The organism is Lelliottia amnigena (genome assembly GCF_019047465.1).
Taxonomy (GTDB): domain Bacteria; phylum Pseudomonadota; class Gammaproteobacteria; order Enterobacterales; family Enterobacteriaceae; genus Enterobacter; species Enterobacter amnigenus.
This window is the reverse complement of sequence record NZ_CP077236.1, coordinates 3,984,751-3,999,178: the sequence shown is the minus strand read 5'-3', so window position 1 is coordinate 3,999,178 and position 14,428 is coordinate 3,984,751. Positions and strand designations below refer to the sequence as shown.

Genomic DNA, 14,428 nt, shown 5'->3' with positions numbered 1-14,428 from the left:
GGCTTAGCTCTTTTTCATTCGACTATTGGCCCAGGGGTCATCGTTGTGATTGTCATCGTCAGTAGATGAAAAATCTTCCCGGGAATCGAGATACAGCGCTTCAACTTCAGCGCGCGCCCAGGGCGTGCGGCGCAGAAACTTCAAACTGGATTTGACGCTAGGGTCACTTTTAAAACAATTAATGTTGACCAGTTTGCCGAGCTTATCCCAGCCGTAATGTGCAACGAGTGCGTTGATTTGCATTTCAAGCGTGATGCCATGCAACGGGTCTTTAGAAAGATGATCGGCCATATGAATCCAGTTGTTGCTGATTGTGGTGATTGAAGTGCAAAGGAAGGGTACAAGAAAGCAGGCCCATCAGCAAATTATCCCTCTATTTATGGTTTGGCTGCGTGAATTCTGGCTTATCTATGTACAGGAGAAATCGCAGAATTCACGTAGCGCAAGCATTATTGGGTTTAATTATTTAAATCATCAAGTTAGGCTGGTGCGTTGATGTTGAAGTCGGTGTCAGGTTCGATAGTTCCAGTATAGATAGGCTATTTCACTGTTCTGGGTGTAATGAATGTACACGGCACTGATAAGAGCCGTCATTATTCATTGCAGCCATCAGGCTCAATATCTGAATGAGCCTATAAACTAAAGATCGCTGATTTAATTGTTATCAAACTCAACCCATAATTTCTTTTTATCCATTACAGCGGAGAGGCTCTCTGGGTTAATAACTTTCCCAATCGGTGTATAGCGATATGAGGATTCAAAGGATGTATAGAACAAAACCAACGTTTTTTTACCGTACAGCATGAGATCGCCCGCCTGAATGGTACCCGGGCGCACCGGGCTGGAAGGCAACGCATGCGGAAGGTCAGCGAACTTTTCATTACCATTCAGCTCATCCATTGAAAGTTGCAAAGGTAAAGCTTCAACAAATGCTTTAGCCGCAGGGTTGTCATTAAGTCTGACATAAAATTGCTGGCCGTTAATGTTCATTTTCACTGTCATTGTGCTTACCTTTAAAGGCAGGGGCGAGGTATCGGCATGGCCCGCAACGGTACTTGCCATAAGCAGGAAATAGATTAAGGCATACAGATATTTCATTGATGACCCTCGCGAAAATGAGTCGCACCCTACAGGATGCGACTTCAGACCATTATTTGAGGTTAGCTTTAAAGAATGATGTCAGCTTAGCAAACGGAATGAGATCGGTACGGTCATACAGATCGACATGGCCTGCGCCTGGCACGATGTACAACTCTTTCGGCTGTCCGGCACGTTTGTAAGCATCTTCGCTAAATTCTTTCGAATGCGCCTGATCGCCTGTGATGAACAACATCGGACGTGGTGAAATGGTGTCGATATCGTTGAACGGATAGAAGTTCATAAACTTTCCAATACTGCTCAACATCGGCTTTGTAGTCAGCTCCTCTTTCTCACCCTGTGGGGTATAACCTCCACGGGGAGTACGGTAGAAATCGAAGAACTCCCGCTGTATCGCTGGCGTTGCGTCATCAAGCTTGTTAACCGTACCTGGGATATAGGCAATTTCGCCACCTTTGAACTCAACAAGTCGTTGTTCTGTTGCAGATTTAATAAACGCTTTGCGTTGTTCAGGCGTAACTGAGTGATGAAGTCCGTTCCGGAAAGCCGACCCCATGTCATACATGCTGACTGTGGCAATGGCCTTCATTCTCGGGTCAATTTTGGCAGCACTGATAACAAAACTCCCGCTCCCACAAATACCCAGCACGCCAATGTTTTCCGGATCAACATAAGGCTGAGTACTCAAATAATCGACTGCGGCACTGAAATCATCTGAATAAATCTCCGGTGAAATCAGATGTCCGGGCTTTCCTTCACTTTCTCCCCAGAAGGAAAGGTCAATCGCCAGCGTTACAAACCCTTGTTCCGCCAGTTTTTGTGCATACAGGTTTGAGCTTTGCTCTTTTACAGCTCCCATTGGGTGGCCAATGACAATTGCCGGTGTTTTAGCGTTCTGATCCATTCCTTCAGGCATAAACAGATTGCCGACTACAGTCATCTGATATTGGTTCTTAAAAGTCACCTTTTTCTGAGTGACCTTATCGCTTTTGTAAAAATTATCAGCGCCGTTAGACATATCGGCTCCTGTGGCAGCAAATGAACTGATTAACAGTCCTAACAGCATGGTAAATATTCTCATCAGGGAATTACCTCATCGGGTGTGGTGGAAATCTTTACGTGACGTCAATAATGCTAAGACAGCCGCTATCACTAATAAGAGGCCGCTCAGGGTAAAAGTGCTTTGATAGCCGCTGTGGTCAAATGCAAATCCGCCGATTGTGGAGCCCAGTGCGATGGACAACTGCACTACGGCAACCATCAGACCACCGCCAGCCTCCGCATCTTCCGGCAAGGTTCTGGCGATCCATGTCCACCAACCGGTAGGCGCAGCAGTGGCGATTAATCCCCATAAGCCAAGCAAGGGTGCAACAATCCAAATGCTGTGACCAAAAGCGATCAGGGCGACGGCGATGACCGCCATCAGGAAAGGGATAGCAATAAGCGTGGAATAAAAGTCGTATTTCAAAAATATGCCAATTACCAGGGTACCCATAAAGCCCGCGATACCGATGGTTAGTAAGGTGAACGACAACGTTGCGATATCCACCTGTGTAACTGTCTCAAGGAATGGACGCAGGTACGTGAACAAAGAAAACTGCCCCATAAAGAACAATCCGCAGGCGGCAAGGCCAACGGCCACAACAGGGTTAGCAAAAAGGCGAAAAACAGTGCCGGTACGTTTTTCTTCTTTATCCGCTGGCATTGTTGGCAAGCTGAACCACTGCCAGACAAAAGCAATTACCGCGACCGGAACGATACAAAAAAATGCACCCCGCCAGCCGATGACGGACCCCAGATAACTCCCCAGCGGTGCGGCTATAACCGTTGCCAGCGCGTTGCCCCCGTTAAAAATAGCCAGTGCGCGAGGAACCTGATGCTGAGGAACCAGTCGAATAGCCGTGGCGGCAGACAGCGACCAGAATCCACCAATCACAATACCGATCAGGGCACGACCTACCATGTAAATCAGATAATTGGGCGCTAACGCGACGATAGCGCCGGAAATCGCCATCAATGCCGTCATGCTCAACAGCAATATCTTGCGATTGATTCCCCCGGCCAGTGTCGATATAGAGAGACTCGTCATCACCGCAAACACGCCGGAAATGGCGATCCCCTGGCCAACCCATCCTTCACTGACGCCTAACTCTCTTGATATAGGCGTCAGCAGGCTGACAGGCATAAATTCCGAAGCGATTAGCGCAAAGACGCATAATGTCATTGCGAATACGCCGCTCCAGTACGCGCGGTCTTTGTGAAGAGATGAGTCTCTCAACGATGTGGACATAAATTGCTGACTCCGAATCCCCCGGCAGTTTTCAGGTAAGCCGGGGCCGGACGCTATTCACAGGAATAACGTCAGAAGATAAAAGGTGAATGACGATGAAAAAGGGTAATGGCATTAATTAACCATTACTTACTCATCTATTGTTGGAAATTTTACACGCAGGGGGCATCATTACTAGCTAATGAATACTTAATAGCTTTATAAGTGATGCTAATTAATGAGGGCTGTACTTGATGAAACGCAACCTGAACGACCTTCTTTATTTTGTCACCGTCGCCCGTGAACGCAGTTTTACCCGCGCCGCTGCACAGTTGGGTGTCACTCAATCCGCTATTAGCCAGGCGATTTCCGCACTTGAAGAGCGTATGCAAATTCGCCTTCTGACGCGAACCACCCGCAGCGTATCGCCGACATCTGCGGGAGAGCGACTGCTGTTGGCGATAGGGAGTCGTATTGATGAAATTGCAGCCGAGCTGGATATTTTGACCGAACTGCGTGATAAACCGGCAGGAACAGTGCGCATCACCTGTGGACCAAATGTTTTGCACAGCACGCTGCTGCCAAAACTGACACCTCTGCTACATGAATATCCGGATATTAATATTGAGTTCGATGCCAACCACGGTTTTCGCGACATTGTGGCAGACCGTTTTGATGCAGGCGTTCGACTGGGTGACACCATTGATAAAGACATGATAGCGGTCCCCATTGGTCCTAAATTGCGTATGGCCGCAGTCGCATCTCCGGATTATTTTTCGAGGTATCCAGTCCCTGATACACCCCATGAGCTGACGCAACATAAATGTATAAATCAACGAATGATCCGCTCAGGCGGGCTGTATGTCTGGGATTTTGATCAGGATGGGGGAGATCTTAACGTGCGCGTCAGCGGACAGCTCATTTTTAATACCTCTGAACATATTGTCGATGCTGCGCTTGCGGGACTCGGGATTGCTTTTTTGCCAGAAGAAGAATTTAAAACTCATATTGAAGACGGTAGGCTGGTTCGCGTCCTTGAGCAATGGTGCAAACCCTTTCCTGGCTACTACTTATATTATCCCAGCAGAAAACAACCCTCTCCGGCATTCTCACTGGTCGTTGATGCGCTGCGGGTAAGTCGAAAACGCGAACCTACTGGCAAGTCAGAGGTCGTGTAGCGTTTCCAAAGATGAGCAAAACCGCCATAAGGCGGTTTTTTAGCGGTAAGTTAACGTTTCTGGCAAATTCGGGTTGCTCATGCTGACCGGAATCAGAGCTGCAAAGGTCTTGTTTCGTATTCCAGCAATGCATTCTGGCGAATAAATGCATCGAGCGTATGGCGATCCGGCAAGGCAGTCAGTGCACCTTTAAGCGTTGTTGCCAGTGCTCCGCAGGCGCTGGCCTGAGTGAGGGCATTTCTTACATGTTCAAGGGTCTGCGGGAGACCGTCGTGGGCAATATAAGCAAGTAAGCCCGCCAGAAAAGCATCTCCAGCACCGGTGGTATCGACACTGTTAACCGTATAGCCATTGAAATGGATAACCTTATCTTCCCAGGTAACCATGGATCCCTGCGCACCATAGGTCACCACCTTCAGGCGACCTGGCAACGTCTTAAGAAACTCCAGCGCTTTGTTAAAATCATGCGTTTCTGCCATCCAGTACCACTCTTCTTCTGATAACTTGAGAATGTCGGCCTGCTGCGCGAAATGGTGCACATAATCGCGCATCTTCTGTTTATCGCTCCACATCTGCTCACGCAAATTCACGTCAAAACTCAGTAATCCACCACGCTGTTTGATGGTCGCAATGGCTGTCGCTAAGGTATTACGACAGGATTCACCGACCAGGGCCAGGGAGCAAAAGTGGAGAATATCGTCCCGAAAGTCGGGAAGGGTATCTGCTGTTAAAAACTGATCGGCAGAAGGGTTAGTCAAAAACGTAAACCCACGTTCCCCGCAATTGCTGAGCGACACCAGTACCGTGCTGGTTCTGTGCTGCTTATCCTCTTGAAGACTCTGAACGATGACACCTTCCGTGCGCAATGTTTCCTTTAAAAAATGACCAAAGTCATCGTCGCCCACTCGCCCAATAAAACCACTCTGACAATTCAAACGCGCCGTTCCCACCGCAACGTTAAAGGGCGCGCCCCCCGCGCAGGCCTGATATTGCATATCGGATAACGGTAAGAGATCGACCACTGCATCGCCAAGCGTCCAAATGTTCATAAAATTGCCTCACATAATAATCAGAAATTCATACTCTGAAGTCACCAGCGGCGGAGGCGGCACTCGCGGTCAAACGATATCCGCTTCCCTCCCGACGCTAATAATCAACCGCGTATTTTTAAAAGTTATAATCCAGCATCAACTTATAGTTGGTGGTGATCGCATCGCCATTCGTGACCCAGCTTCCGCTTTGGTTATTCAGAGAACCTGTTACTTCTCCGGATAGCGTAAAACGAGAGGTCAGGGGGTAATTTGCTGACACTTTGAGGAAGCGACTGCGCGTATTCTGGAAGACTTCGCCATCCTCTTTCTGGGCATTTTTCTTCGTATAATGACCATATCCGCCGCTGAGTGTGGTTGATAATTTCCCCCAGTTACGCCAGACCCCGATAGAGGTCATCCAGCTTTTATCATCAATATCTCCCCATTGCTCCCTGTCTAAAATGGCGGAGGCAAATTGCTGGCGAAGCCAGACGCCGGTGGTGTTGTTGATAATATATTGGACGCCAGGTTCGATTTTAAAAGAACGGACGTCACGGTCGTTTTGAGCCCCTCCGCTGCGGCGATGATCGATCTGCTGATACAGATAATTGAAAAAGGAAAAACTGTCCGTTAAACGCAAATCGGAGAAGAATTTCACGCGCGCCTGCCAGCGATCATCCACTGACGCACTTCCGCCCATAACGTCCCAGCCGTAGCGCAGACGTTTATAGACGTATTCGTGACCAACAATAAGTTGCGTCCATTGATTCTGGTTGAGGTAAGTCTGGTTATCCCAAGTACCGTTATAATTTGTGGTTCTGCCTTCAGAAAATGCCAGATACCATCCGGGTAAACTGTCGTGGCGCATAACACCCTGCACGAAAGTCAGAGAATCAGAGCCGTTGTGGAAATGGCTATTTCGCCAGTTATTATCCTCAATGGCATATTTCATTTTAAGCTGACCGTGAACGCGACCGCCTGCTGGATTAGAGGAGCGGGTTGACGTCCACATAACCTCCTCATCCAGATACGACCATGGATCAACGGCAACGACCTTTCCGGATAAATCTTTCATGAGACTCATGCTTGCATTTGAAAATGTCGGAAGCATCAGCGTAAAAATAAGCGCCAGGGCGTGTTGTTTGTTCATCATAATATCCCGTCAGATCATTTCTTTTATTTTCAACGTAGCGTGAAAACTATCGTGTTGAGGCAGGCTGATACTCCATGGCTTTTCCGGCATGGAATACATGCGGGTACTGAATGCCGCTTTGTTATTAATGTAAAAGACGGCAATAGAATCCTGTATCAGCACACGTAATTCGACTTGTTCACCTAAGGGGACATCAATCCATGACTCAGCATTGTGCTGATTAATGGTCTCCAGAGGGGAATTAAAGAAATAGACTTTCCCTTTGCTTTTATTAAATACAACGTTAAGCGTTGCCTTACTTACGTTATCGTCATTAAGACCAAAACTCATGACCATACCGGAAGAGGGTATATTCACCGTGGCGACCAGCTCTCCCTTTGACGGCAGCGGAGGGTAGAGGGCCGACTGCAGAGGCGCAAATTGCGTTGCTGTTTGCATCGTCTTAACTGGCGTTAAGGTGTGAACCGGGCCAGGGTTATCATGAATGACAGCCTGAAGCTCCTGCGGGATAAGGCTGCTGAGTTCCCCGTTAGCATCTGCGGCGAGTTCATGACCCACCAGATTTCCGGCCCAGTCTATGCTTGCGTTGTCGCTGTTGCCTGCTTTAGTCGGGATCCAGCCGAAGACAAATAAGCGGTCATCTTTAATGGTCAGTTTACCGGCATAAAAGCCAGAACCATCCACAACATAATTATCCAGCTTTCGCCACGGCCCTTCTGGGTTATCTGCAACGCGGTATTGCGTCAGGCGCAGCGGCCATTGATCGCTGAAGCTCAGATACCAGCGTCCATTGAAGAAAACAAGCGTCGGACATTCAAGATTTGCATTACTGGTGATGGTGTCATTATCAAAAAAGACGCCCCGATCGTGCCAGTTCTTTAAGTCCGTTGAGCTGTAGCGCGCGATGATCCCCCGGCCGTTGCTGCGGGTAGTAATTAACATCCAGTATTCTTTCTTCTCTTCAACCCAGACGACATGAGGATCGCGAAAATCGTTGCCGCGATAGTTGTCTCCGGGCAGAAGCGTGTCCTGAGGATGTTTAACCCAGTGCACCCGATCTTTGCTGGTGGCATGCATGACCGACTCAACCGGAAAGACATTTTCATTATGGGCGGTGTACCAGGCATGCCAGGTATCACCCACTTTAATAATGGAGCCCGTACCCAAAAGCAGCTCAGGATCGTTCACATCATTAACGTAAGGAATGACTTCCGACTGGTTCTGATAGTGATACAAGTTTGCGCTGGAGAGCAGATGAATCGCATGTACGCCTAAATCACTGCCACCCCGCACGTCATTCAGGTAAAAAATATTAAAAAGGCCATCTGCGTAAACTGGCATGGGATCGCCCACAAAAGAACCCTCCACCCGTGGGAAAAAGGCGTCAACCTGGGTAATACTTTTATTTTGCTGTGTTTCTTTCGACAAAGGTGATGACGCGAGTACATTACCTGTAGCCAGCACCAGCAGAGCGATAAGAACCGCTGAAGTTATTTTTTTCATGCTATCCCTTGGGTATCAGAAGTTATACGTCACGCCAACGACGGTGAACGGGTTCCACGAATGGCCGGTAACGGTCCAGAGTCCTGATTCTTTCGTAAAGGACGCTTTAAATTCGCCATAAAGACGGACTTCGCCAAAAACGGGATAGCTCAGAGTGCCGCCAATAAACTTATAACGTCCGTCGTAAAAGACTTCATTGGCGTTACTGGCATTCTCAATTTTGTCCTGTCCGATACCGATATACATTGACGTTAATAATGGGAACCAGTTTCGCCAGAGTCCGGCGGTCACTTTCCATTCCTGCTCAACAATATCGCCCCAGCTTTCCCGCACCTGTCTGTTGTAATAATAATAAGGACGCAAATACAGACCTAGATCGGGGTTAACGCGATACTGAATTGCCGGTTCCGTTTCAAAAATAACCTGTTCCAGATCGCCATTTCCGGGTTGATTACCCTGGGGTTGGTATTCGCCATAGGTATAACCGGCAATACTCCATTTACTCGACAACCGTAAGTCCTGCCAGATTTTAAAGCGACTCTTCCAGCGTTTTGTCGCCGTCTCAGAACCGACCATGACTTCTGTACCGATATTCCCGCGCCATGTTTCAAAAATATGCCCGACAAAGAGTTCATTGATTGTATTGGTGCCTTTATAGTCCTGGTTACTGAATTGCCCTTTATAGCTGTCCTCGCGGGCATTCCAGAAACCAAAGTACCAGTTAGGCAGTTCATCATGTCTTAAAAAAGCCTGAATCGTGGCCAGTTTGAATTTTCCACTATTATTATTTTTGTTTTTCCAGCGGACATCATCAATTTCAATCTGACTGCCGATGTTTCCATGCAGGCCACCGGCTTCCATGTTGCGACCGATACTGTCCCAGTGCACCGGCGGGGCTTCCTGCCTCAGGCGTAAAAGGCTTACGTCATCGGGATCATCAGCTACAACGCTATGCTCTTGCGCAGTCGAAGCCTGTCCGATCGCAGCAGAAGAGGACGGAGACGTTTGACTGCTTACCGGGCTGTTGGCAGCAGAAGACGAAGGCACGCGTACGGCTGAGCGCGGGCTACCACGTTTAATGGATGAAGGTCGAGGTTGCTGAGCATCGTCCTCGTCATGAAAATAGCTTTGATAATTTCCTGTATAATTCTCCGATAATGCTGTTCCTTTTTCCGCGAAGGCAGGGCAAATAACACATGACAAAAGCAGAGCCACTGTTTTATTCCTGCCGGGTAATTTTATTCTATTTAGAGGTATATAATGATGATGCGTTAATCTCTCATCCATTTTTTCTATCTCGTGATTTTAGACAATATAATGCCAGCCAGAGACTGGCAGTAATAAAAACGCACACTTTAAAATTAAGATGATAGTGGCCTGATTTATCTATCCAGAGACCAGTATCCGGCTTCCTTTAACGCCGCCGTTCCACTATTTGCAAATAACATAATATCGCGCTGTCCTGGCTGCGGATAAATCCGACTGCTTAAGCAAGCTTCACCGTCATTGACAAATACTTCGACGGATGAACGGTCGATGAAAATACGCAATGAAAGTGAATCGCCCTCTGCAAGGGCAATGCTGCGCGTTCCTGTTAACGCGCAATCAGGACCTGAGCGTTCTAACACCAGGCGCTGAGACTGGTTATCGACGTAAATACGCAACCCATTTCCCATCACAATGCCAAATTGTTCTGCCGGTGAAGCGATACGATCCCATTCCAGACATAACTCCACCGCGTCGGCATCCGCTGCGACAAGTAACCGCTGATTGGTCAGGCAGTGAGCCGGTACGGGGAAATAGCTGCCTCGCAGGGCTGTGACCTCTGCTGCGGGCTTCATCAGCAGGCGATTGCTGTCATCCAAACTCAATTCACGTGGCAGTGAGAGCATGCCTGCCCAACCATCCTGCTGCTCTGGCATCGGTGATTCCCACATAGCTAACCAGCCCATAACGATGCGGCGACCATCCGGGCTCAGGAAGCTTTGTGGGGCATAAAAATCATGACCGCTATCCATCTCAATAAACTGGCCGTTATGAACAAACGCCTCACCGGGCTGCCATTCTCCGAGCAAATATCCGCTCTGGAAAAGATTACGTTTTTCATAACCTTCTGCAGCCATACCCTGTGGAGAGAACATCAGCACGCGCTTTCCATCCAGGGTAAAGAAATCAGGGCACTCCCACATGTAGCCCATTCCTGGTTCAGCTTCGGCAAGAATGCCCTCGTCATGCCAGTTGCGAAGGTCGCTCGAACGGTACAGGCGTACCTGACCAGTATTGTCAACGCGCGCGCCAACCACCATGTACCACGCATTGCCTTCGCGCCAGACTTTCGGATCGCGGAAATGATGCAAGCCGGGCGGCGTATCAATCACCATCCCCTGGCGCTCAAAGTGAATACCATCACGGCTAGTGGCCAGGCATTGCACCTGATAAAGATTGTCATCGGTGTCGGCCGAACCGTGGAATTTATGTCCGGTATAAATGAGTGCCAGCGTATCGCCGTCCACAACCGCAGAGCCGGAAAAACATCCCTCTTTATCTTCGGGACCTTCCGGGGCCAGGGCGACGGGGAGATGTTCCCAATGGACTAAATCCTGGCTACGCGCATGCCCCCAGTGCATCGGCCCCCATTTTGTCGAATAGGGATGATGTTGATAAAAGGCATGATACCAGCCGTCAAACCACACCAGCCCATTTGGATCGTTCATCCAGCCCGCACGTGCGGCAAGATGATAGCGTGGATACCAGCGAGGGTTTATTTCGGCCTGCATTTTTTCAAGTCTTTCTTCAGCCTGTTTTAATAAGTTTGTCATTAAATTTTCTCCCGTTTAATTACACAGCACCAGACTGTAAAAAAGATTTTTCAGTGGTGGGTTTATTCGAACGTAAAAGGAAAATGGAAATAAACGTGGTGAAGAACACCATAATCCCCATAATCAGATAAGACTGAGCAAAGCCAAATTTTTCATAGCTGAAGCCTGCCAGTGGCGATAATACGGTGCCGATCACTGAACTCGTGCAGGCAAAGCCCACCAGATAAATTGTGGAAGACAAACGTTTATCGAAGTTGAGGCTGTTATATTTAAAAATTGCCACCAGCAGCACCGGTAATTCGAGGGCATGCAGCAGTTTAGTGATTGAAATGAGCAGGGGGCCCTCAACCAGGCCTGAGGCAATCATGCGCAGCGCCATCACCATACCCGCGAAAATAAGACCATTTTTAGCGCCCATCCGGTTTACCAGCCACGGCGCACAGAACATGCCAGCGGCCTCAAGGAAAACCTGGAAAGAATTGAGATAGCCAAACATCGCGTTTCCTTCACGCAAGGTAGGAAACTGCGAAGAGAAATAAACCGGGAATTGTTGGTCGTAAACGCCGTAAATACAGGTGCCAATCACAAAGAAGATCAGTGCCCAGAAATGCGGTAAGGTGAGCAGCCTCAAGGCATCTTCGAGGGAGACCTTTTTAGCCCCAATCTCCAGTTTCTCCATACCTGCCGGTGCCGCGACTTTTAAGCGAAGCAGCAGGCAGAAAAAGACCAGTCCAGAGCATGACGCCACCAGAAAATTAAGATCAGGATTGATATTAAATAACAGGCCAGCAAAGAACGTGGCAACAGCCCAACCTAATGAGCCCCACATGCGCGCCCGGCCAAATTCAAAGGTACTTTGACGCGCTACGCGTTCGGTATAAGATTCCAGCACCCCTATACCGCCGTTAAAGGTTAGCCCTATAAACAGGCCACCAAAAATACTCCCCAGCAGAATATTCAGGCTGAGCAAATAACTAAAAAATAGATAAGCTGGACCAGAAAGGATCAGCAGGGCGGTGATAAACCACAGCAGGTTTTTACGCAGACCGAGCCGATCCTGAATAAAACCGTAGAACACCTGAGCGAAAAGGGCAGAGACCGATAAAACGGAAAAAATAATGCCCGTCTCTGATGCTTTTAACCCTAATTCCTGATGTAACCAGATTGAAAGCAGTGAACTGGACGAAGACCAGGTGACAAAGAAAAAGAACAGCAATGCGCTGAGCAGAAAGTAGCTACCTGAAGGCCTTATTTTCATCTGAGTAATCTCATGGAAGGATATATGCAGTTATGGTAACGTTAACATTGTCCGCTCTCATTCGTTTTTGGAGTAATACACGATGTTAATCACAAAAGTTAACGTTAACATTGGTAGATTGAGATCTACATCATATTTTGGTTTCAAACTCACTCAATCAGCCGCGCAATACATACAATAAGGGCTTGGTATTCCGGGATAATCTTGATTGCAGGGAACCACTACGCAACAAGGATCGTGTCATATTTTTGCTGAACGGAAGGTTATGGCGTCTTTAAAAGATGTGGCCAGAATGGCCAATGTATCGTTAATGACAGTTTCGCGGGCGCTGAACAGCCCTGAACGTGTAAAGGCAGATACGCTTGCACGCGTACAGGAAGCGATTCTGCATCTTAACTATGTCCCTGATTTATCTGCAAAACAGATTCGCAGTGTCGGCACTAAAAATAAAACGATTGGTGTACTGGCGCTGGATACGGTCACCACGCCGTTTTCCGTTGAAATCACGCTGTCTATAGAGGAAACCGCCCGGGCCCACGGCTGGAATAGCTTCGTGGTGAACATGTTTTCTGATGATAATCCGGACGACATTGTTGATTTGCTCCTTGCTCACCGGCCCGGCGGAATTATCTTTACCACCATGGGCCTGCGAGAAGTACATGTTCCGCCAAAGTTGTTGACACACCCTTGTGTGCTGGCAAATTGTGAGAATAAAGGCGAGCCCGTAGCCTGTTATATCCCTAATGACGAGCAGGGGCAGTATCAGGCGGTACAGGCCTTACTGGCGGCAGGTTACCGTCGGCCTATCTGCCTGCATCTACCGGTTAACCACCTGGCGACGTCCCGCCGACGCAAAGGGCTTGAGCGGGCATGCCGCGAGGCCGGCATCGATCCCGATACGCTTGAACATAGCCATATGCAGCTCGGCGATGAACATTACCGGGACATTCCTGACATTCTGTTGGCGCATATCCATCAGGGAATACCGCAGTTTGACTCGGTGATTTGCGGTAATGACCGTATTGCCTTTATGGTGTATCAGACACTGTTAGCTAACGGTATACGTATTCCTCAGGATATTGCAGTGCTTGGGTACGACAATCTCGTGGGGATTGGTAATCTGTTTTTACCGCCTCTTTCTACGGTTCAATTGCCGCATTATGAAATTGGTCGTCTGAGTACCTTACACATCATTAACGGCGATAACAGCAAGGAGAGGGTGCTGGTAGAGAGCCCCTGGCTGTCTCGTTCGTCGGTATGAATCAATAAACGGCCTGTCGGGCAGACCGTTTTCTTGATTTACGCCGTGGTACGCGTCGGTCTAACCACAATCTCATTCACATCGACATCATCGGGCTGCTCAATAGCGTAACGAACCGCCCGGCCAATCGCGTCGGGTTGCAGGGCAATCGCCCGGTAGCTTTTCATCGCTCTAGCGGCAGTGGGGTCCGTTATCGTGCCTGCCAGTTCACTTTCCACCACGCCGGGATGAATACAGGTCACGCGCAGCTGGCTGTTCTCCTGACGCAGACCTTCGGAAATCGCCCGCACCGCAAATTTGGTTGCGCAGTAGACCGCCGCGGTGGGTGATACCGCCAGCGCACCAATCGAGGCGATATTAATGACATGCCCCGATTTCCGCGCCAGCATCGACGGCAGGACCGCGGCGATGCCATACAGCACGCCCTTGATATTCACATCCACCATCTGCTCCCACTCGTCCACCTTCAGCGAGGCCATCGGCGACAGTGGCATAATGCCTGCGTTATTCACGATCGCATCAATGCGATTCCATTTTTCCAGTGCGAAGGCGGCAAACGCCTCCACGGATCGACGATCGGTCACGTCCAGTTGTTTAACTGCCACCTCAGCACCGTTAAAACGTAGCTCGTCCGCCAGCGCGGCGAGGCGATCTTCGCGTCGTGCCCCCAACAGCAAAACTGCATCAGTTTTCGCCAGTTCGCGCGCAATGCCTGCACCAATGCCGCTGGATGCGCCGGTAATTAAGATCACTTTGTTTGTCATGGGTCTTCTCCTGTTCGGTTTGCACTGGTGATCTTACGCTCGACGTACTATAAAGATAATCCGCTCATTTCTTACCGGACTGGTAACAGTGGCT

At 48.9% G+C, this 14,428-nt stretch carries 13 protein-coding genes; 2 read left to right on the top strand and 11 right to left on the bottom strand.

The features are described 5' to 3' along the window. Window positions 1-3: 3 nt before the first annotated feature. From I6L74_RS18835 to I6L74_RS18820, 4 genes are all read right to left on the bottom strand, one after another. Window positions 4-291, bottom strand: a complete 288-nt coding sequence (locus tag I6L74_RS18835) for a VF530 family protein (protein ID WP_059178932.1) — start codon at window positions 289-291, stop codon at window positions 4-6. Window positions 292-654: 363 nt separating this feature from the next. Beyond that, window positions 655-1,098 carry a cyclophilin-like fold protein gene (locus I6L74_RS18830; protein ID WP_059178931.1) on the bottom strand — a complete coding sequence of 148 codons (444 nt, stop codon included), beginning with the start codon at window positions 1,096-1,098 and terminating at the stop codon, window positions 655-657. A 52-nt stretch (window positions 1,099-1,150) separates the two neighbouring features. Further along, a complete protein-coding gene (locus I6L74_RS18825; protein WP_059178930.1) occupies window positions 1,151-2,179 on the bottom strand; it encodes an alpha/beta hydrolase in 1,029 nt (342 codons plus the stop codon). Window positions 2,180-2,191: 12 nt separating this feature from the next. Next, on the bottom strand, window positions 2,192-3,388 hold the full coding sequence (locus I6L74_RS18820; protein ID WP_059178929.1) for an MFS transporter: 1,197 nt from the start codon (window positions 3,386-3,388) through the stop codon (window positions 2,192-2,194). A gap of 233 nt (window positions 3,389-3,621) precedes the next feature. Between I6L74_RS18820 and I6L74_RS18815 the strand changes: the two genes are divergently transcribed. After that, window positions 3,622-4,545 (top strand): LysR family transcriptional regulator, encoded by a 924-nt coding sequence (locus I6L74_RS18815; RefSeq protein ID WP_059178928.1) that lies wholly within the window; start codon window positions 3,622-3,624, stop codon window positions 4,543-4,545. 92 nt (window positions 4,546-4,637) lie between these two features. Here I6L74_RS18815 and I6L74_RS18810 read toward each other — a convergent pair whose 3' ends face one another. The 6 genes from I6L74_RS18810 to I6L74_RS18785 all read right to left on the bottom strand — a co-directional run bounded on the left by I6L74_RS18810 (window position 4,638) and on the right by I6L74_RS18785 (window position 12,309). Further along, the gene (locus tag I6L74_RS18810; RefSeq protein WP_059178927.1) at window positions 4,638-5,594 is read right to left on the bottom strand and encodes a PfkB family carbohydrate kinase; all 957 of its coding nucleotides are present in this window, start codon (window positions 5,592-5,594) and stop codon (window positions 4,638-4,640) included. Between the two features lie 118 nt (window positions 5,595-5,712). Beyond that, window positions 5,713-6,726 carry an OmpG porin family protein gene (locus I6L74_RS18805; RefSeq protein WP_059178926.1) on the bottom strand — a complete coding sequence of 338 codons (1,014 nt, stop codon included), beginning with the start codon at window positions 6,724-6,726 and terminating at the stop codon, window positions 5,713-5,715. 12 nt (window positions 6,727-6,738) lie between these two features. Beyond that, window positions 6,739-8,232: a glycoside hydrolase family 32 protein gene (locus I6L74_RS18800; protein WP_059178925.1), complete on the bottom strand. Its 1,494-nt coding sequence runs from the start codon at window positions 8,230-8,232 to the stop codon at window positions 6,739-6,741. 15 nt (window positions 8,233-8,247) lie between these two features. Further along, window positions 8,248-9,447, bottom strand: coding sequence for an OmpG porin family protein (locus tag I6L74_RS18795; RefSeq protein WP_243398839.1), 1,200 nt, complete (start codon window positions 9,445-9,447; stop codon window positions 8,248-8,250). A 167-nt stretch (window positions 9,448-9,614) separates the two neighbouring features. Further along, on the bottom strand, window positions 9,615-11,051 hold the full coding sequence (locus tag I6L74_RS18790; protein WP_059178923.1) for a glycoside hydrolase family 32 protein: 1,437 nt from the start codon (window positions 11,049-11,051) through the stop codon (window positions 9,615-9,617). Window positions 11,052-11,070: 19 nt separating this feature from the next. Then, complete coding sequence (locus I6L74_RS18785) at window positions 11,071-12,309, bottom strand: MFS transporter (protein WP_059178922.1); 1,239 nt, start codon at window positions 12,307-12,309, stop codon at window positions 11,071-11,073. 265 nt (window positions 12,310-12,574) lie between these two features. Between I6L74_RS18785 and I6L74_RS18780 the strand changes: the two genes are divergently transcribed. Then, window positions 12,575-13,570 (top strand): LacI family DNA-binding transcriptional regulator, encoded by a 996-nt coding sequence (locus I6L74_RS18780; protein ID WP_059178921.1) that lies wholly within the window; start codon window positions 12,575-12,577, stop codon window positions 13,568-13,570. A 38-nt stretch (window positions 13,571-13,608) separates the two neighbouring features. Here the strand turns inward: I6L74_RS18780 and I6L74_RS18775 are convergent, their stop codons facing one another. Further along, window positions 13,609-14,334 carry an SDR family oxidoreductase gene (locus I6L74_RS18775; RefSeq protein WP_059178920.1) on the bottom strand — a complete coding sequence of 242 codons (726 nt, stop codon included), beginning with the start codon at window positions 14,332-14,334 and terminating at the stop codon, window positions 13,609-13,611. Between the last annotated feature and the right edge of the window lie 94 nt (window positions 14,335-14,428).